Origin of the sequence: Alloprevotella tannerae ATCC 51259 (assembly GCF_000159995.1) — a bacterium.
GTDB classification, from domain to species: domain Bacteria; phylum Bacteroidota; class Bacteroidia; order Bacteroidales; family Bacteroidaceae; genus Alloprevotella; species Alloprevotella tannerae.
Map to the genome: position 1 here is coordinate 548098 of NZ_GG700642.1, position 18933 is coordinate 567030.

Genomic DNA, 18933 nt, shown 5'->3' on the forward strand with positions numbered 1-18933 from the left:
ATTTAGTCGTTAATCCAGCGTAATACTCAAACCTAATCCACGCAACTCGTGCAGCAAGACATTAAGCGATTCAGGAATGCCCGGAGTTGGCATCGTCTCTCCCTTAACTACGGCTTCATAAGCTTTTGCACGGCCGGTAACATCATCAGACTTAATAGTCAAAATCTCTTGCAAGACGTGAGAAGCGCCAAAGGCCTCAATAGCCCAAACCTCCATCTCACCAAAACGCTGACCACCAAACTGCGCCTTACCTCCAAGAGGTTGCTGTGTAATCAGAGAATATGGACCAATGCTACGGGCATGCATCTTATCTTCAACCATATGGCCGAGCTTCAGCATATAGGTAACACCTACAGTAGCCTTTTGGTCAAATGGTTCACCGGTTCCACCGTCAAAAAGCTGCTCTGCGCAATAGCGAGGCAAGCCGGCTTTATCAGTCCATTCGCAAAGTTCATCCAACTTTGCACCATCGAAGATCGGAGTAGCAAACTTCACACCTAAGCGCTTACCTGCTGCACCAAGAATCGCCTCAAAGATCTGTCCTAAATTCATACGAGAAGGCACACCCAGCGGATTCAAGACAATGTCTACAGGACGACCGTCAGCCAAGAACGGCATATCTTCCTGACGAACAATCTTTGACACAATACCCTTATTACCGTGGCGACCGGCCATCTTATCTCCGACACCGATCTTGCGCTTCTTAGCAATATAGACTTTGGCTTGCTGAATAATGCCTGAAGGAAGTTCATCGCCAATCGTAATGGCAAACTTACGACGCTTCAAGACGGCATCCATCTTATTATACTTCTTCAAATAGTTGAGGACCAAAGTACGAATTAAGAGATTAGTATGCTCATCATTCGTCCAATCATTCAATTGCAAAGACGTATAGCTCAACGAGTCAAGCAAAGACTTCGAGAACTTAGTGCCTTTAGCAATAATCTCCGTGCCGATGGTATCTTTAACGCCTAAAGACGTTTTTCCTTTTGTCAACACTAGCAACTTATCAATCATCGCAGACTTCAATGCTGATGTTTCCTTATCGAATTGCTCGTCGAGTTCTAACAAGGTTGACTTATCCGCTGCCTTAGAAGAGCGACTCTTTTGCGCCTTTGAATACAAACGGCGATCAATAACCACACCGGACAAAGAGGGATTGGCTTTAAGAGATGCATCTTTCACATCGCCAGCCTTATCGCCAAAGATGGCACGCAACAATTTCTCTTCAGGCGTAGGATCACTTTCACCTTTAGGGGTAATCTTACCAATCAAGATATCACCGGGAACGACACGAGCACCGATCCGAATAATACCATTTTCATCCAAGTCTTTCGTAGCTTCTTCGCTAACGTTAGGGATATCATTGGTCAGCTCTTCAACGCCTCGCTTCGTTTCACGAACATCCAAAGAGAATTCATCTACGTGTACTGACGTCAAGATGTCATCGCGAACCAAGCGTTCATTTAGCACGATAGCATCCTCATAGTTGTAACCCTTCCAAGGCATATAGGCTACGAGAAGATTGCGTCCAAGCGCTAATTCACCACTCTCCGTAGCATAGCCTTCTGTAAGGATATCTCCTTTCTTAACACGTTGCCCCTTTTCACAAATCGGTCTTAAGTCGAAGACCATATTCTGGTTCGTGCGGCGGAATTTAGGGATGCGGTATTCTTTAAGAGCAGGTTCGAAGCTTACAAACTCTTCATCTTCTGTACGATCATATAGTACTCGAATCGTCGTTGCATCCACAAAATCAACAACGCCGTCGCCCTCAGCACTAATCATTGTGCGAGAGTCGACACATACTTGTCTTTCAATACCCGTACCTACAATCGGAGCTTCAGAACGAATCAATGGTACAGCTTGGCGCATCATGTTAGATCCCATCAACGCACGGTGAGCATCGTCGTGCTCCAAGAAAGGAATCAGACCGGCTGCGATAGATGCAATCTGCTGAGGAGCAACGTCCATTAACTCGACTTGTTCCGGCGAAACGACAGGATAATCGGCATCTTGACGACACTTAACCTTAGAAAGGATAAACGTACCATCAGAATTCAAGGGAGCATTACCTTGTCCGATAATCTTATCTTCCTCCTCTTCTGCACTCAAGTAAACAACATCCTTATTCTCTAGATCTACCTTAGAGTTTTCAACTTTACGATAGGGAGTCTCAATAAAACCAAGGCTGTCAATCTTTGCATATACACACAAAGAAGAGATCAAACCAATATTCGGGCCTTCAGGGGATTCAATAGGACAAAGGCGACCATAGTGGGTATAGTGCACGTCACGAACCTCGAAGCCTGCGCGTTCACGCGACAAACCGCCGGGACCTAAGGCCGAGAGACGACGTTTGTGCGTAACCTCTGACAGCGGGTTGGTTTGGTCCATAAATTGAGACAAAGCATTTGTCCCAAAAAAAGAATTGATAACAGAAGAAATCGTCTTCGCGTTAATCAAGTCAGTAGGGGTAAACACCTCATTGTCTCGCACATTCATTCGCTCACGAATTGTACGAGTCATACGAGCAAGACCTACCGAGAACTGATTCGCTAATTGTTCGCCAACGGTTCTTACTCTCCGGTTGCTCAAGTGGTCAATATCATCGACGGAAGCCTTAGAGTTGATGAGTTCTATAAGATACTTGATAATTTCAATGATATCTTCTCTCGTCAACACGCGGGTATCGCCATCTGTTGATAAGCCCAACTTACGATTCATGCGATAACGTCCGACTTCGCCTAAATCGTAACGCTTTTCAGAGAAGAACAGATTATTAATAACCTCACGCGCACTCGCATCATCTGCAGGATCTGCATTACGCAACAAACGATAAATGTAGTTGACGGCCTCTTTCTCTGAGTTACACGGATCCTTCTGGAACGTATTGAAGATAATCGAGTAGTCGATACCTATAGATGAGTCTAAATGCACTTCTATCGTCTTCGACCCGCTATTTAGAATTTCCTCAACATTATCGGCTGTAATCTCAGTTTCTCGCTCAAGGATAACTTCTGTACGCTCAATAGAAACAACTTCACCTGTCTCTTCATCTACGAAATCTTCTACCCATGTTTTCAAAACACGCGCAGCCAATTTACGACCGATGTATTTTTTTAAATTAGCCTTAGTCACTTTAACCTCTTCAGAAAGGCCAAAGATTTGAAGAATGTCTTTATCCTTTTCGAAGCCAATTGCACGCAACAAAGTCGTAACAGGAAGTTTCTTCTTACGATCAATATAGGCATACATCACGTTGTTGATATCCGTTGCGAACTCAATCCAAGAACCCTTGAAAGGAATGATACGCGCGCTATATAATTGCGTACCATTTGCATGAATACTAGAGCCAAAGAAAACACCCGGAGAGCGGTGCAACTGAGATACCACAACGCGCTCAGCTCCATTAATTACGAATGTACCATTCTCTGTCATATAAGGGATAGGTCCCAAAAAGACATCTTGTACGACAGTATCAAAATCTTCATGATCTGGATCTGTGCAATAGAGCTTCAACTTTGCCTTAAGAGGAACACTATAAGTCAAGCCTCTTTCCAAACACTCTTCTACAGAATAGCGAGGAGCATCAATGTAGTAGTCAAGAAACTCCAGAACAAAGTTATTTCGTGTGTCTGCGATTGGAAAATTTTCAGCAAACACCTTGTACAATCCGTCATTCTTTCTCTGTTCAGCCGGCGTATCCAACTGAAGGAAATCTTTAAATGATTTCAATTGAACATCGAGGAAATCCGGATAGGGCATCGGATTATGAACAGATGCAAAATTAACTCGGTTATTAATTACTTGGGACATTCGTTATGTATTAATGAAGGCTGCAACAATGCATCAAGAGCAACCCTGAGTAATCGGAATATTTATAGATGCAAAAAGGTTAAGAACCCCCTACCAGAGGATTCTTAACCGTAACTCATTATAGAGCCGTAGAGAAATTATGCAATCTCTACTTCAGCACCAGCTTCTTCAAGAACCTTCTTGAGAGATTCTGCTTCTTCTTTAGCAACGCCTTCCTTCAACTTGCTAGGAACGCCGTCTACGAGATCTTTAGCTTCCTTCAAGCCAAGGCCGCAGTTTTCTTTCACAGCCTTAACAACTTGAAGCTTTGCAGAACCTGCAGCCTTGAGAATAACATCGAACGCTGTCTTCTCTTCAGCTGCTGCTGCACCAGCAGCAGGACCAGCAGCAACTGCAACAGCTGCAGCAGCGGGTTCTATACCATACTCGTCCTTGAGGACAGTTGCCAACTCATTAACTTCTTTTACTGTCAAATTTACCAATTCTTCAGCAATAGCTTTAATATCTGCCATTTCAAATATAATTTTATTGTTTCTACTTTGTAAGGGGTGGAGAGATTATCTATACTTATTCAGGACGCTCTCCTAAGGTCTTGAGTACACCGTGAATTGTTTGGCCAGCAGATTGAAGTGAACCAATAACATTCTTCGCAGGAGATTGCAATAGAGAAACCACCTCGGCGATGAGTTCTGCTTTGCTCTTAATTGCGCACAGCGTTTCAAGATTTTCAGCACCTACATAGAATTCTTCTTCTACGTAAGCAGCCTTGAGTGAGGGAATGCCTTCTTTACCAACCTCTTTGATCAATTTGGCTGGAACATTTGCAGTATTGCATAAGAATAGTGCAGTAGTTCCTTTCAACGTATCATATAGAGGTGCGTAATCTTTCTCTGATGCTTCAAAAGCCTTGTGGAGCAAAGTGTTTTTCACTACAACCATTTTGATCTGTGAACCGAAACACTTTCTTCGCAAGCTGCTTGTAGCTTCAGCATTGAGGCCAGTTACATCTACTAAATAGAGATGTGAATATTCCTTGATGTACTCACCGAGTTGCTCGATGATTCTGCTTTTATCTTCCTTTCTCATATCTTTTACTATTAAGCCTCCTCTATTGATTTAGGATCAATCTTGATCCCCTGACTCATAGTAGAGGAAAGATAAATGCTCTTAACATAAGTACCTTTAGAAGAAGAAGGTTTGAGCTTAATGATCGTTGAAATAAACTCTTTAGCATTGCCAAAGATTTGATCAGGTGCGAATGATACTTTACCGATTGAAGCGTGTACAATACCCGTCTTGTCAACCTTAAAGTCAATCTTACCTTGCTTCACTTCTTTGATAGCCTTCTCAACGTCCATCGTCACAGTTCCGCTCTTAGGGTTCGGCATCAAGCCACGCGGACCAAGCACACGACCGAGAGCGCCAATTTTACCCATGATAGCCGGCATCGTAATAATAACGTCGATATCAGTCCAACCACCTTTAATTTTCTCAATGTATTCATCGAGACCTACATAGTCAGCGCCTGCAGCCTTAGCAGCCTCTTCTTTGTCAGGAGTGCAGAGGCAAAGAACGCGAACTGTCTTACCGGTTCCGTTAGGAAGAGAAACGACACCACGAACCATTTGATTCGCCTTACGAGGGTCAACTCCAAGACGCACATCAATATCGACAGAAGCATCAAACTTCGTCGTCGTGATTTCTTTCACCAAAGAACTTGCTTCCTTTAGTGTATAAGCTTTCCCCGCTTCAACTTTACCAGCTACAATTTTCTGATTTTTTGTCAGTTTACTCATTGTTGTTTAAAATTGAAGTTAATTCTTTCCGGGGAATTCACCTTTAACGGTGATACCCATACTACGTGCAGTACCTGCAATCAGGCGCATTGCACTTTCGATTGTAAAACAATTCAAGTCCGGCATTTTATCCTCAGCGATAGCGCGCACTTGTTCCCAAGTTACGGCAGCCACTTTCTGACGATTCGGCTGGGCAGAACCGCTTTTCTTTTTGGCGGCTTCCAACAATTGAACGGCAGCAGGAGGAGTCTTTACCTCAAAGGTAAAAGATTTGTCATTAAAGTAAGTAATGACAACCGGAAGCACCTTACCGGCCTTATCCTGTGTTCTGGCGTTGAACTGCTTGCAGAAATCCATAATATTGATACCCTTAGAACCCAGAGCAGGTCCTACGGGAGGAGACGGATTCGCTGCACCACCTTTAATCTGTAATTTGATTAATCCAGCAACTTCTTTTGCCATTGTTTGTATTATTAATTGATTATCGTGAGGAGGAAAAAGACTAGCGTAACAACAAATCTCATTCCTTCTCTACTTGCATAAAACCTAAATCAAGACCCGTACTACGGCCGAAGACTTTTACTGTAACAGTAACTTTTTTCTTCTCATCGTCGATCTTTTCAACCGTACCAGAGAAACCGCTGAACGGACCTTCCGTAACCTTTACCGAGTCGCCAATAACAAACGGCACAGTAAGTGCCTCATTAACGTCCGGTTCTTCATCAGCCTTACCGAGAATACGATTCACTTCTGATTCGCGCAACGGTGTCGGGTCGTTCGTATCCGGCAAAAAACCCAAAACATTGGGCGTATTGCGAAGCATGTGCGTAATCTCGCCCACCAATTTTGCTTCCACTAATACATAGCCGGGTAAATAATTGCGTTCTTTTACAGTACGCTTACCGTTGTGAACTTGCACGATCTTCTCAGTCGGCACGAGAACTTGGGAGACATTGCCCTGAAAAGCATTTAGCTTAATTTCAGCATCAATATACTCCTTAACCTTATTCTCTTTACCGCTGATAGCTCGTAACACGTACCACGCCATTTCAAATCCAGCCATTTTCGTAAGAAATTAAACAGTGGGGTAGATGAACTTCATCAAGTAGTCAAACGCCGTGTCCATTACGAACACCATTAACGCAATCACAATGGAAGCAACAAGAACGACAATTGCGGTATGAGTCAACTCCCGACGCGTTGGCCACGTGGTTTTATATGCGAGTTCTTCGTAAGATTCTTTACAATATGTAATTATACCCTTGAACATAGAGTAGCTATTCTTTAAGCACGGGAAGAGAGGCTCGAACTCCCGACACCTGGTTTTGGAGACCAGTGCTCTACCAACTGAGCTATTCCCGTAAGAATGAGCCTCGCCATAAAAGGCGAGCGCTCATTACTGATTCTTTATAGAGATAGGTTTCGCCTACTTAAAGACGAGAAGCCTATTAATCGTCAAGGATCTCAGTGATCTGACCAGAACCTACCGTACGACCACCTTCACGGATTGCGAAGCGAAGACCTACGTTCAATGCTACCGGATAGATCAATTCTACAGAAATCTCAACATTATCGCCAGGCATAACCATTTCTACGCCTTCAGGGAGGTGAATTTCACCCGTGCAGTCCATCGTACGGAGATAGAACTGAGGACGATATTTATTGCCGAACGGAGTGTGACGGCCACCCTCTTCCTTCTTCAATACGTAGATAGAAGCCTTAAACTTAGAGTGAGGTTTGATAGTTCCCGGGTGCGTGATAACCATACCGCGTTTGATTTCGTCTTTTTCGATACCACGAAGAAGAAGACCTACGTTATCGCCAGCTTCACCTGTATCCAAAATCTTACGGAACATCTCAACGCCAGTAACAACTGACTTCTTGTCTTCACCAAGACCGAGGATCTGAACTTCGTCGCCCACCTTAACCACACCGGTTTCGATACGGCCGGTAGCAACAGTACCACGACCCGTGATAGAGAACACGTCCTCCACAGGCATCAAGAAAGGCTTCTCAACGTCGCGAACAGGCTCTTCAATCCAAGTATCAACAGCGTTCATCAATTCGATAACGCTATCCTCCCACTTAGCAACACCGTTCAACGCACCGAGTGCAGAACCGCGGATGATAGGAGTATCGCCTTCATAGTCGTATTCTTCGAGCAATTCACGAACTTCCATTTCAACGAGTTCGATCAACTCTTCGTCCTCAACCATGTCACACTTGTTCAAGAAGACAACGAGACGAGGAACGTTCACCTGACGAGCGAGAAGAATGTGCTCACGCGTTTGAGGCATCGGACCATCCGTAGCAGCAACTACAAGGATAGCGCCGTCCATCTGCGCAGCACCCGTTACCATGTTCTTCACATAGTCGGCGTGACCCGGGCAGTCTACGTGTGCATAGTGACGCTTTTCTGTTTCATATTCAACGTGCGACGTATTAATCGTAATACCACGCTCTTTTTCCTCAGGAGCATTATCAATCTGATCGAAAGATTTGATCTCGTCAGATTTAGAAAAACCTTTCTCAGCAAGTACTTTCGTAATGGCTGCCGTCAAGGTCGTCTTACCGTGATCGACGTGACCAATCGTACCGATGTTTACGTGCGGTTTGGTCCGCTCAAATTTTTCTTTAGCCATAGCTGTATTTATTTAAAATATGAATGTTCGTTATTTTGAGTAAGCAAGGAACCCAAGGAAAGATTTTCCCTGCGCGCCATACATTTTCAAGCCGAGCAGAGCTGTAACCGAGATTTGAACTCGGGACCTCTTCCTTACCAAGGAAGTGCTCTACCGCTGAGCTATTACAGCAAGAGTGAGCGGAAAACGGGACTCAAACCCGCGACCCCCAGCTTGGAAGGCTAGTGCTCTATCAACTGAGCTATTTCCGCAATAAAGTTTCGTAGTCTTACGCACCCCGAGGTGGGCAAAGATGGATTCGAACCACCGAAGGCATAAGCCAGCAGATTTACAGTCTGCCCCATTTGGCCACTCTGGTATTTGCCCGAGCCGCGAGCAGATTCCCAAAAGACTATAGTCTAAACCACATAAGCTCTTGGGCCTACCTCGAAACGGCTGCAAAGTTAGGTAATAATTCTAATCCGCAAAACAAAAGTGCAATTTATTTCGTTCCTTTTCCTGAAAAAGATTTACCACATTCATCTCCGCCGTAAAAAATAGTGGCGGGGCGAGGCCCGGTCTTTTAACGAGTAATGCGTGGTCAGCCTTATACCGAAAGAGGCCCACACAATATTATATATAGCGTCAAAAAATACAGCCCCATTATCCGAAATAATGAGGCTGCGTTTAGCATTGACGGGCTATTCAACCCTTACGGGTTCGTGGTAAGGTATATCTGCCCACAGCCGGAGTTGGATTTGCAATTTCTTATCCTTATTGCGATCTCCGATGCGCTTGAAAACATAGATATTTTCATCGCCTACCGGTTCGAGTTTCCTAATCTCGACCCAATTATTTATGATTACTTTAGAGAAAATGCCGGGAGATTCATACGTAATCTCTGCATAAGGGGTCGTTGTAGGATTTCCCGCGAAAAAGATCTCTCCCAATTTGGTTTTTGTATCTTTTTCCACGATCTTCAAATCAGAAATTCTACTACTCAAACCGAGCACGCGCAGCGTATCTTTTGAATGCGCTTCCGTCAGATCAAATAAAGTCTTATTGGGAGTAGGATCTTCGCCTCCCATTGGCGGTAAATCCTCATTATGACAAGCAGAAAACAGCGACGCACCACATAGCAGCAAAAGAGCTAAGGCAGGAAAAATAACTTTGTGTTTCATGTCAGTTACATTAATTCAAGGCAAAGATACAAAATCTCCTGCTTTGAAAAGACGTCTCGTCGTTTTTTTTGTCATAAATCCATAATTCGTCTTACAAGATGCATATTTCACCTCGATTCTTTGCATTTGGCCGCCGAAAATCTGTGAAAAGGAAAAGGCCGCAGCTGCAAAACATCCGCTGCACGCGGTCGAGGCTTCTGATCAGCAGAAAATGCGAGGATTTCAGGCAAGATGGTAAAGACTAAAAGCCTTCGCGCACTTCGTTTGCTCCCACCAAACGATAGTATGTCCCGAGCAAACAATGGTTTGGTGGGAGCAAACGATAGTTTGGCGGCAGCAAACGACCAAACAGCGCGCAAAAGGCAAAGAATCTTCAGCGCCGGGCGGGCAAAAATGCGCCTCGCCTTGAGCAATATTCCCAAGGAAGCTTACCGAATAGCATATTCGCGATAAAGATGGAAACTTTAGCGATAAGAATGACCGTCACACGGAGTGGCAACATTGCCCTGCTCCTCCTCCACTCCGACAAAAAAATAGCCCGCCGAGCATTTGACTCGACGGACTACAACAATCTACAATATCAATAGCGTGAATCTATTGCTTAATCAGTAGTAAAGGTACAAAAATGTGGTGCTTATTCGGCCTCGAAGCCACCTTCCATCTTGCGAATGGGGTCGGCCTTTTTGCCGCGCTGCTTTTCTTTGTATTTACTCAATTGGCGCAGCATAGATTCCATACAAAGGTCTACGCCTTCTTCGAATGTGTCGCAAACTTTCTCGACGTGGAAGTTTTCTCCCGGCACATTGATGTTCAGCACTGTCGACTTGTTGTTGGCCGTTTCAGGCTTTGTCACCTTAAGAATAACTTCTGCTGCAGAAATATTTTCGTTGAACTTCGCAATTTTCGCAAACTTCTTTTGGATAAAAGCCTGCAACTTTTCCGTAACGTTGAATTGGATCGATTGAATCTTTAGTTCCATAAAAACCTCCTTTGATTATCGGGTTAAGCCCTGGGATGGGCGTGTTTATATTCTTTGAGTAGTTCCTCGGGCGTCACGTGCGTGTAGATCGCCGTTGTGTTTAAGTTGCTGTGACCTAAGAGTTCCTTGACGGCCATCAAGTCGGCACCATTGTTAAGCATTGCCGTTGCAAAGGAATGACGCAACACGTGTGGACTCCTTTTCTTGATATTCGTCACGAGCGACAAGTAATCGTGAACGATACGCCCTACTTGCGTCGGCTGCAATGGGCGCCCGTTGCTTTGGATAAAGAGTGGGCCGCTCATGTGCTTGACTAAATCCATCCGCGCGGCGTAATAGGCTTGAAAAGCCTCGGCCAACTCGGCGCCAAAGGGGATGATGCGCTGCTTATTGCGCTTTCCGGTGACGCGCACTTCGCAGCGACTCAGATCAATATCGACCCATTGCATGGCCAAAAGTTCGGCTCGTCGCACGCCGGTACTATAAAAAGTAAGCAGAATGAGATAGTCGCGCTGCCCTTCAAACGTTTCGGGGAAATGGGTCTTATCAAATAAGCGATCCATCTCACTTTGCCGCACGAAAGCGGGCAAGGGCTGAGCCGACTTGGGATTTTTGACAAAGCACATCGGATCTTTTTCGATCAAACCCAAAACCAGCAGATAGCGATAAAAGCTGCGCAGCGCGCTAAGGTCTCTTCGGACCGTCCTTCCTACGATGCCGTCGTCCATACGCCAAACAATCCAGCGGCGCACCAAGTCGGCGTCGATCGTCTGCCAAGTCAGCGTAGCCTCTTGGCTGATATAAAACGCCTCAAAGCCCTCCAAGACGTCGCGATATTTCATGATCGTGAGCGGAGAATAGCCTTTGTCGCTCGCCAAGTAGGACAAAAAGCGCTGGGTTAAGGCTTTGTTTTCTTGCTGCATAGATTTCGTGTGCGTTACTTCTACTGATTTTTTCGGCAATTGTGTTGTCAAATCGCCCAATCAAGATGGCGAAATGTTTTCATTGGCGAATATAGGCATTTTTCTTAGTAAAAGCAATTGTTTCGCGCATTTTTCCAACTTAAAACAAAGAAAAAGAGAGAACAGCAGCTGATTCTGCCGTTCTCTCGTCTTATTGTTGTACTGCAAATCGCTATGCTCGCACCGCCATAGTACGCCATTTTCGGAAACCAACCAAGGCTATCAGCACGTAAGCGCCGTAGAGTACGCCGTGGAAGGGAACGCCTTTGTATACATACAGCCCGCAGAGAATTATATCAACGACTATCCAAACGAGCCATTGCTCTACGTATTTACGAGCCAACATCCAGAGCGCGATAATGCTTAGCGCGTTGGCCAAACTATCGAGGAAGGGAACGGTAGAATTGGTCCAGACGGACAATATATAATATAGCGCGCCCCAAATCGGAAGGAAAACGCCTAAAGAATAGGCAGCCACACGCTTCGGAAGGTGCGTGATAGGCAGCACTTGCGCTTTCGTCGCCCCGCGGCGAACACTCCAAGCAAACCAGCCGTAAGCCGCAGCGCAGAAATAGTAAATGGCCATCCCAAAGTCGGCATAAAGACCGACCTTATAATAGAGATAAATGTCGATAGCCGGCATAATCATACTCACAGGCCAAAGTCGGGCGTCCGCATGATACTCATACCAAAGATAAATGAAGCCCAAGAGCGCACCAAGCCCGTCTAAGAGCGCGTGATGGTGGGTTTGCAAAAACGTAAGTAGCTCTTCCATAAAAAAGCATCAAGCCGCCCGCGCCCTCAAACGGGGCGGCGGGGCGGGAAGATGAGATTAAAATTAAAAACGAATGGAGATATGGGCTAGGAAGTGAAGCGGTGCTTGCGCCGAAAACACGGAATAAGCGTTGTAGTCGCTATCTTGATATGCGATAACCTTGCCCGCAGCGTCCTTCTTCAAGACTACGTTGGCCGCACCGTTGCTTTCATACTTCGCATTCATCAAATTGTAGATCGTAAAGCCAACCGTCAGGGCCTTAAAAGCTTTTAGGCGACTGAAAGTATAGGAACAATCGAGATTACTAACCAAATATGGATCGATCGAAGTATGGACTATGTGGCCGTCTTCCTCAAATTGCGTGAAGCCGGTTCGCGTCATCAGCTGCCGACTTACGTATTGCGTCTGCAAAGAAGCGCGAAATCCGCGATATTCGGCTGTAAATACGTTATTAAAAATCAGATTTGGAGAAAAGCTCAACGGCGTATTGCCCAAGTTTACCGTCTCTCCCGTGTCGTTCATTTGGACCAACGTATTTTTTTCGCGATTATGGCTCCACGTAAGGTTGGCATCCCAGCGCAGGAAGTCGAAGGGGCGCCAAGCAGCTTGCAACTCCACGCCGCGACGATAGGAATCGCCGACGTTTTTGGAAATCATTTCGCCGATGGCGTTTTGTTCTCCGGTCAGCACAAACTGATCTTTGTAGCGCATATAATAGAAATTGACGCCGAACGACAAGCGCTCGCCGGAGAAGTTATAGCCCAGCTCGAAGTCGTTCAAGGTTTCGTGGCGCGGCTTTGAGGAATTTTGCAACACATTCTCGTAATCGTTGCGCGTAGGCTCTTTATGCGCCATCGCATAAGACAAGTAAGCCGTATGCCGGGGCGCTATTGTCCACGACAAGCCCGCTTTCGGATTGAAGAAGTTGAAGGTTTCGTGCACATTATAGGCCACTTGCTGTTTCGCAGCATCAAACTGATCGCTCGGGCCATCGATATTGTATTTCACATATCTGTATTGCAGGTCACCATATAGGTTCAGGCCTTTCAGCAATTCGAAATTGGCTTTCGCATATACGTTAAAATCCTTCTTATCGGCTTGATTGTCGTAATACGGATGGTTCGGCTGTTGCTTGCCGTCAAACTCTGCCACCCACAGGACACGTCCGTAGTGGTCGCCCTTGTAGTTATTCCATCCGCCGCCTAAGTTTGCGGTCAACCGATCCGCATGATAATTGGCCGAGAACACCGTTCCGTAAAAATCGGCCGCGGAATATTTTCGACGAATCAAGTCGCTCTTCGATCCCGAACGCGGTTGGAGCAGATATTTATACAGTTTTTGATTCGTCTTATACTGTTCGTAGTAGCCTTTACCGTGCGTATAATGCAATGCGAGATTAAAATCCCAAGCGTCGTTCAAGAGTTGATTCCAGAACAACTGATAATGCTGCTGATGATAGTTGTCGATCTGATCCTTATAATAGACCGTATTGCCGGCCGCGTCCTTATATTTTCCACAAGGGTTGTAGCGGCGCCCATACTTCTTCATTTGCTCTTCCGTAGCATAGTCCCACGCGTGATACGTACGCTCCGTACCGTTAAACGTGACCAATTTCACGACCGTTTGGTCTGAAAAATAACCGCCCTGCAAGAAGTAAGAATTCAAGCGCGAACTGGCGCGGTCGATGTAGCCTTGACTTCCGATGTTCGACAAGCGCCCATCCAAGCCCCAATGTCCATTCAGACGCCCCGTACCAAAGCGCAAACTCTCGCGATGAGTGGCATAACTACCGCCCGAAGCATCAAGTTGCACATAGGGCAGCTCAGCTATGCTCTCCGTCTGCATATTCAGCGTCGCGCCGAACGCACCACTGCCGTTGGTCGACGTACCTACGCCGCGCTGCAACTGGACGCTACCCAAGGTCGACGCAAAATCGCCCATATTCACCCAATAAACCTTATTGCTTTCTGCATCATTGAGCGGAATACCATTGGCCGTAATGTTGATACGCGTTGGGTCTGTGCCGCGCACGCGCAAGTCCGAATAGCCGATGCCTATACCGGCATCGCTCGAAGTCGTCACGCTCGGCGTTAAGGACAAGAGAGCGGGCATATCTTTCCCAAAATCGAGATTGGAAAGATACTTTTTCGACAAGTTGGTAAAAGCTACGGGGGTCTTCCGACCGGCTCGCGTAGACGTAACTTGCACTTCTTGCAAACGATAGGTTTTCAACGTGTCGCTTTCATCCGCGAAAGCGCATCCGGCAGTCAAGGATAAGACTGCCAAGAATAAAGTTCTTCGCATATAACAGTAATTTTCTCTTCGCCGGCATTACCCGGATCAGGTTATAAGGGTTTGTTCTCAGCCGCTCCCCGCGGAGCTCGTGTTCGTCAGCTCACTGCTTCAACCGAATAGCTCACGGCGCAAAGCGTCCGCAAGGCACGAGTAGGCACCCCTAAATTATTATTCGCGGCAAAGATACAGTGAAAAAGTATAACGGCCAATGTTTTATCGCCGTTTCTCCGATATCGTCTCTGTTCAAGGCAAAAGACGTAACGCTTTACACCTGAAGCGGCCTTTTTAGCCCCCTCGAAGCGGCGGACTTCCTCAAGCCTTGCGCGCCGCAGATACTGCACGAACATCAGGACAAGCCGCCTCCACACGCCCTTATCAAACCAAGGCGTGGCGATGAAGTAAAAAATAAAGATACTTACGCATAAACGCTTTTCTTGTACCTGCGAAACGAGGCGAACGATTGGAGTCAGGTCAAGAAAGACCGGAAATAAAGTGCTGCTTACGCATAAACGCTCGTCGACAAACGCCGTTTCGCACAAAAAAATCTCCGCTACTCGCTTTTTCATCGTGAGCGTAAGCGTTTTTCATCACGAGCGCAAACCTTTTTTATCGTGAGCGTAAACCTTTTTTATCGTGATAAAAAACTACGTCTGTCAGCCTTAAGGGCGATGAACAACGTGCTAAACGCTTGTTGTCAAAGTCTTGACCGCAGAAAAATAAGACGGAATTCTGCTCATCCAAAGATTTGTGGATGCTGATAAAAGGATGGCACGACAGCAGTGCCTGCCAGGCGATAAGGCGGCAGGCGGTCTGTATAAAAGGGTAAAGAAAAGGATGTGAAAAGATAGAGATGAAGGGCGACAAGCGCTACTTTGTTTGCTGAAAAGCATACCCCCTTTTGACAAAGTGAGAAGTCGGTTCGTCGCTCGTGGGCTTCGCCGAGCGGCGGGGGCTTAGGCATTGATCACTTTCAAGAAAGCCGGACCGTACTTATCGCGCTTATACTCGCCGATACCGGAGATATTGCTCAATTCGTCCAAGGTCTTCGGGCGAATTGTAGCCAAGAGGCGCAGCGTGCGGTCACTCATGATAATGTAAGGGGGATAGCCTTGTTTGTTGGCCAACTCTAAGCGAAGGGCATGCAAGCGCTCAAAGAGATTTTTATCGACCTCCATTTGTTGCAAATCGGTCTCCACATCGGCGGATTGGGACGCGCGCGACTTTCGCCCTTTCTTCTTCGCCGGCTTTTCCACACGCTCGGGCGGACGATAAACAGCAAGCATAATCGCACTGCGCCCATAGAGGACGTCGCGCCCAAGCTCGGTCACTTGCAGATGGAGTTGGTCAACGTAATTGATGGTGAAGAGTCCCATTTGCAAACATTGCAAGAGATAATCGCGCCAGGTTGCTGCACTCAAAGCGCGGCCTACGCCAAAAGTTTTCAACCGGTCGTAGCCTCCTTCTTTCACGGCGGGAGAGTAAACTGCGCGCAAAATATCCACGACTACGGGCATAGAGATTCGCTCTCCGCTGCGCACAATCGCACTCAAAGCCATCTGCGCCTCGCGCGTACCATCGAAGCGCTCGGGCGGACTCTTGCAGACGTCGCAATTGCCACAGTCGGCGGCAGATACTTCGCCAAAATAATTTAAGAGAATGCGTCGGCGGCAAACATTGGATTCGGCATATTCGCGCATGCGATCAAGGCGCTCCAAATTGATCTCGCGCAAATGGCTTTCGCGCGCAAACTTCTCCAATTGCACGATGTCGGCGTAGTTGTAAAAGAGCAAAGTATCGGCAGGGTCGCCATCGCGACCGGCACGCCCGATTTCTTGGTAATAACTCTCGATGCTCTTGGGCAAATTATAATGAATGACCCAGCGCACATTGCTTTTATCTATGCCCATGCCAAAGGCGATGGTGGCCACAACCACCCGTAATTGGTCGGCAATAAAAGCCTGTTGCGTCTCGCGGCGCTTATCGGCCGACAAACCTGCGTGGTAGGGGCGCGCCGATACGCCCAAGGCCTCGAGTTTTTCGGCCAGTTGCTCCGTCGTTTTCCGCGATAGGCAGTAGACAATCCCGCTTTCGCCGGCGCGCATGCCGAGGAAGCGATTGATAGCCTTGAGTTTCTCCGCACCGTTTAAGCCGCGGAAGACGTTGAGCGAAAGATTCGGGCGGTCGAACGAAGAAATGAAAACGCGGGGTGAATGCAGGTTGAGGCGCTCACGAATATCTTGCCGCGTCACCTCGTCGGCCGTAGCCGTAAGGGCCATAAAGGGCGCGCTGCCAAAGGCTTTGCGGAGTGTACCCAGTTGGACATATTCGGGACGGAAGTCGTGGCCCCACTGACTTACGCAATGCGCCTCGTCAATAGCCACTAAACTGATCGGCAAAGCAGCAAGTAGTTGGTCCAATTCCTTAAATACGGTCTCGGGCGCCATATATAGCAACTTCACACGACCATCAAGGCAGGCGCGGCGCAGCCGGAGTTGCTCATCAGCCGTCTGGTTGCTATTCAAAGCACAAGCGGGGATGCCCGCTTCGCGCAGGTTCTCCACTTGGTCTTGCATCAAAGAAATCAGGGGAGAGACCACCAGCGTCACGCCCGGCAACAAGAGGGCCGGCAACTGGAAGCAAATGGATTTTCCGCCGCCCGTAGGCATCAGCACCAGCGAGTCGATGCCCGCAAGCGTGGTGGCTACGATGTCTTCTTGCAGTGGGCGGAAGTCGGAATAGCCGAAGTATTTCTTCAAAGCTTCGCGCGGGGTCATCATCGGTGGTCTGTTATATATATGTATATGGAGCGGCGCAACGATTTTCGGCTTGGCGCGAAAGGAAACGAAGCGCCAAGCGGCCGGGCCTTGGATCTACTTTAACACAGACTCCAATTCCTCCACCTCGCGTCGGAAGTTTTTGTCGGTTGTTATACGGTTGGAAATCGTATTGCAGGCGTGCAATACCGTAGAATGATCCTTACGTCCGATCAAATGACCTATTTGCGAGTAAGGAAGCGTCGTATATTTGTGGGAGAGGAACATCGCCAACTGGCGTGCCAAGACGATGCCCTGCTTGCGACTCTTTGAATTGACGTCTTTCAACTTGACGTTGTAGCGTTTGCAGACGGCTTTGACAATATCATCGAGCGTCAGCTCGTGTTTCTCAAGATTGACCGCCCGCGCCACGACTTTCTCGACCAGATCTTGGCAAATGTCACAGTTGTCCACGACGGAATAAGCCATAATCGAATTGACAATGCCTTGAAGTTCGCGCACGCTACTCTCTACATTGTTGGCGATATAATCAATCACATCGGGCGGAAATTTTAAGCCGTCGCGCTTGATTTTTGCCGTGAGTATGGCGCGCCGAAGGGCAACGTCGGGCTTTTCCATTTCCGTCACCGTGCCCCATTTGAAGCGCGTAAGCATACGTTCTTCAATACCTTCGAAATCAACAGGGGCGCGGTCGCAGGTGATAATAATCTGTCGGCCGTTCTGTTGCAAGTGATTGAAGATATGGAAAAAGGCCTGCTGCGTTTTGGCTGTGGTGATCTCTTGTATATCATCGATGATCAGGACGTCTATCGTTTGGTAAAAATGGATAAAGTCGTTGATCGTATTGTGAAGGACGGAGTCGGTATACTGCGTCTTAAACAAGTGGGCCGGCACGTATAACACGCGCCGCTCGGGCTGCGATTCGAGAATCCGCAAGCCGATGGCGTTGACCAAATGCGTCTTACCTACGCCGCTGGGACCGTAAAGAAAAAAAGGATTGAAAGCAGGTTTTCCGGGCTCTTTGGCAATGGCTAAACCGATAACACGCGCTAATTTGTTGGCACGGCCCTCGACGAAAGCCTTAAAGGTATAATCGCGATTGAGTTGTGGATCTAATCGCTCGCGGCGGGGAGCGTCTTCGACCTTTTCAACCTTTTCGCGACGGGGTGCCTCACCTTCTTTCGGGAAAGAATAAGCTACTTTAACATTACCAAAATGGGCTTTGATGCTGGTTTGTAACAAAGCGAGATAGTTGCCTTCTATGTAATCGATCACAAACTTATTGGGTGCACCAATCACAAGTTTGTCGGCGTCAAGGCTGACAAACTTCAAATAAGCAAACCACGTACGGAAAGCTTGTTCCGACAAATGTGCTTGCAAAGTCTTAATACAAAGATCCCATTTATTCTGTGACATTACAAACTTCAATCTTTTCTGAAGAGCGTCTGCAAAATTGGTAAAAACTTTTGAGGACAACAAGATGGAACTTCCTTTTTTGCCGACAAATATTGCGACGAAAATGCCTCCATCCGCCTTTTTCTCGAATGACGATGCGACTTATTATGCTGATCTCCATTTGCTTAAAATAAAAACCCATATCTAAGCGAAGCAGAATATAAAATCATGGATTCTTCTTCCAGCCTACGACACGCGAACCAGAAAGAAGAGAGAAGCAAAGTGTTAAATTTCGCCCCACAAACTTGTTTTGTAATCGTTCCACTTTGAAGGTCT

16 protein-coding genes, 4 tRNA genes and 1 riboswitch are annotated in these 18933 nt (G+C 46.9%); of the genes, 1 reads left to right on the plus strand and 19 read right to left on the minus strand.

Annotated elements, in window-relative coordinates; all coding sequences use genetic code 11:
* Positions 1-9: 9 nt before the first annotated feature.
* From rpoB to GCWU000325_RS02360, 13 genes are all read right to left on the minus strand, one after another.
* Positions 10-3819 carry a DNA-directed RNA polymerase subunit beta gene (gene rpoB / locus GCWU000325_RS02300; RefSeq protein ID WP_040598790.1) on the minus strand — a complete coding sequence of 1270 codons (3810 nt, stop codon included), beginning with the start codon at positions 3817-3819 and terminating at the stop codon, positions 10-12.
* A gap of 137 nt (positions 3820-3956) precedes the next feature.
* Positions 3957-4331, minus strand: coding sequence for a 50S ribosomal protein L7/L12 (gene rplL, locus GCWU000325_RS02305; protein ID WP_006254382.1), 375 nt, complete (start codon positions 4329-4331; stop codon positions 3957-3959).
* A 55-nt stretch (positions 4332-4386) separates the two neighbouring features.
* Positions 4387-4905: a 50S ribosomal protein L10 gene (rplJ, locus tag GCWU000325_RS02310; protein ID WP_006254383.1), complete on the minus strand. Its 519-nt coding sequence runs from the start codon at positions 4903-4905 to the stop codon at positions 4387-4389.
* An 11-nt stretch (positions 4906-4916) separates the two neighbouring features.
* Positions 4917-5615 (minus strand): 50S ribosomal protein L1, encoded by a 699-nt coding sequence (gene rplA / locus GCWU000325_RS02315; RefSeq protein ID WP_006254384.1) that lies wholly within the window; start codon positions 5613-5615, stop codon positions 4917-4919.
* Between the two features lie 18 nt (positions 5616-5633).
* A complete protein-coding gene (gene rplK, locus GCWU000325_RS02320; protein WP_006254385.1) occupies positions 5634-6077 on the minus strand; it encodes a 50S ribosomal protein L11 in 444 nt (147 codons plus the stop codon).
* A 58-nt stretch (positions 6078-6135) separates the two neighbouring features.
* Positions 6136-6678, minus strand: coding sequence for a transcription termination/antitermination protein NusG (gene nusG / locus GCWU000325_RS02325; protein ID WP_006254386.1), 543 nt, complete (start codon positions 6676-6678; stop codon positions 6136-6138).
* A gap of 12 nt (positions 6679-6690) precedes the next feature.
* Complete coding sequence (gene secE, locus GCWU000325_RS12625) at positions 6691-6885, minus strand: preprotein translocase subunit SecE (RefSeq protein WP_006254387.1); 195 nt, start codon at positions 6883-6885, stop codon at positions 6691-6693.
* Between the two features lie 19 nt (positions 6886-6904).
* A tRNA-Trp gene (locus tag GCWU000325_RS02335) sits at positions 6905-6977 on the minus strand.
* 86 nt (positions 6978-7063) lie between these two features.
* Positions 7064-8257, minus strand: a complete 1194-nt coding sequence (tuf, locus tag GCWU000325_RS02340) for an elongation factor Tu (RefSeq protein ID WP_006254388.1) — start codon at positions 8255-8257, stop codon at positions 7064-7066.
* Positions 8258-8356: 99 nt separating this feature from the next.
* Positions 8357-8428: transfer RNA gene (locus GCWU000325_RS02345), tRNA-Thr, on the minus strand.
* Positions 8429-8435: 7 nt separating this feature from the next.
* Positions 8436-8508: transfer RNA gene (locus GCWU000325_RS02350), tRNA-Gly, on the minus strand.
* 32 nt (positions 8509-8540) lie between these two features.
* A tRNA-Tyr gene (locus GCWU000325_RS02355) sits at positions 8541-8623 on the minus strand.
* A 314-nt stretch (positions 8624-8937) separates the two neighbouring features.
* Entirely contained in the window at positions 8938-9417 is a 480-nt protein-coding gene (locus GCWU000325_RS02360) for a hypothetical protein (RefSeq protein WP_006254390.1), read from the minus strand.
* Positions 9418-9872: 455 nt separating this feature from the next.
* Between GCWU000325_RS02360 and GCWU000325_RS12495 the strand changes: the two genes are divergently transcribed.
* A complete protein-coding gene (locus GCWU000325_RS12495) occupies positions 9873-10004 on the plus strand; it encodes a hypothetical protein (protein ID WP_262480463.1) in 132 nt (43 codons plus the stop codon).
* A gap of 47 nt (positions 10005-10051) precedes the next feature.
* Here the strand turns inward: GCWU000325_RS12495 and hpf are convergent, their stop codons facing one another.
* The 6 genes from hpf to dnaA all read right to left on the minus strand — a co-directional run bounded on the left by hpf (position 10052) and on the right by dnaA (position 18618).
* Complete coding sequence (gene hpf, locus GCWU000325_RS02365) at positions 10052-10396, minus strand: ribosome hibernation-promoting factor, HPF/YfiA family (protein ID WP_006254392.1); 345 nt, start codon at positions 10394-10396, stop codon at positions 10052-10054.
* 23 nt (positions 10397-10419) lie between these two features.
* Positions 10420-11370, minus strand: a complete 951-nt coding sequence (locus tag GCWU000325_RS02370) for a tyrosine-type recombinase/integrase (RefSeq protein ID WP_244832871.1) — start codon at positions 11368-11370, stop codon at positions 10420-10422.
* Between the two features lie 160 nt (positions 11371-11530).
* Positions 11531-12133 carry a nicotinamide riboside transporter PnuC gene (pnuC, locus tag GCWU000325_RS02375; RefSeq protein ID WP_006254395.1) on the minus strand — a complete coding sequence of 201 codons (603 nt, stop codon included), beginning with the start codon at positions 12131-12133 and terminating at the stop codon, positions 11531-11533.
* A gap of 63 nt (positions 12134-12196) precedes the next feature.
* Positions 12197-14437: a TonB-dependent receptor gene (locus GCWU000325_RS02380; RefSeq protein WP_006254396.1), complete on the minus strand. Its 2241-nt coding sequence runs from the start codon at positions 14435-14437 to the stop codon at positions 12197-12199.
* Positions 14434-14600, minus strand: a riboswitch (TPP riboswitch). Its footprint overlaps the gene before it by 4 nt.
* 781 nt (positions 14601-15381) lie before the next feature.
* A complete protein-coding gene (recQ, locus tag GCWU000325_RS02395; protein ID WP_006254400.1) occupies positions 15382-17205 on the minus strand; it encodes a DNA helicase RecQ in 1824 nt (607 codons plus the stop codon).
* 93 nt (positions 17206-17298) lie between these two features.
* Entirely contained in the window at positions 17299-18618 is a 1320-nt protein-coding gene (gene dnaA / locus GCWU000325_RS02400; RefSeq protein ID WP_040598793.1) for a chromosomal replication initiator protein DnaA, read from the minus strand.
* Positions 18619-18933: the final 315 nt, after the last annotated feature.

Coding starts and splice junctions, on each gene's coding strand:
- rplA (WP_006254384.1), bottom strand. CDS start 5,615: ATGAGTAAACTGACAAAAAATCAGAAAATTGTAGCTGGTAAAGTTGAA.
- rplJ (WP_006254383.1), bottom strand. CDS start 4,905: ATGAGAAAGGAAGATAAAAGCAGAATCATCGAGCAACTCGGTGAGTAC.
- pnuC (WP_006254395.1), bottom strand. CDS start 12,133: ATGGAAGAGCTACTTACGTTTTTGCAAACCCACCATCACGCGCTCTTA.
- rpoB (WP_040598790.1), bottom strand. CDS start 3,819: ATGTCCCAAGTAATTAATAACCGAGTTAATTTTGCATCTGTTCATAAT.
- GCWU000325_RS02380 (WP_006254396.1), bottom strand. CDS start 14,437: ATGCGAAGAACTTTATTCTTGGCAGTCTTATCCTTGACTGCCGGATGC.
- rplK (WP_006254385.1), bottom strand. CDS start 6,077: ATGGCAAAAGAAGTTGCTGGATTAATCAAATTACAGATTAAAGGTGGT.
- dnaA (WP_040598793.1), bottom strand. CDS start 18,618: ATGTCACAGAATAAATGGGATCTTTGTATTAAGACTTTGCAAGCACAT.
- recQ (WP_006254400.1), bottom strand. CDS start 17,205: ATGATGACCCCGCGCGAAGCTTTGAAGAAATACTTCGGCTATTCCGAC.
- GCWU000325_RS02360 (WP_006254390.1), bottom strand. CDS start 9,417: ATGAAACACAAAGTTATTTTTCCTGCCTTAGCTCTTTTGCTGCTATGT.
- rplL (WP_006254382.1), bottom strand. CDS start 4,331: ATGGCAGATATTAAAGCTATTGCTGAAGAATTGGTAAATTTGACAGTA.
- secE (WP_006254387.1), bottom strand. CDS start 6,885: ATGTTCAAGGGTATAATTACATATTGTAAAGAATCTTACGAAGAACTC.
- hpf (WP_006254392.1), bottom strand. CDS start 10,396: ATGGAACTAAAGATTCAATCGATCCAATTCAACGTTACGGAAAAGTTG.
- nusG (WP_006254386.1), bottom strand. CDS start 6,678: ATGGCTGGATTTGAAATGGCGTGGTACGTGTTACGAGCTATCAGCGGT.
- tuf (WP_006254388.1), bottom strand. CDS start 8,257: ATGGCTAAAGAAAAATTTGAGCGGACCAAACCGCACGTAAACATCGGT.
- GCWU000325_RS12495 (WP_262480463.1), top strand. CDS start 9,873: ATGGAAACTTTAGCGATAAGAATGACCGTCACACGGAGTGGCAACATT.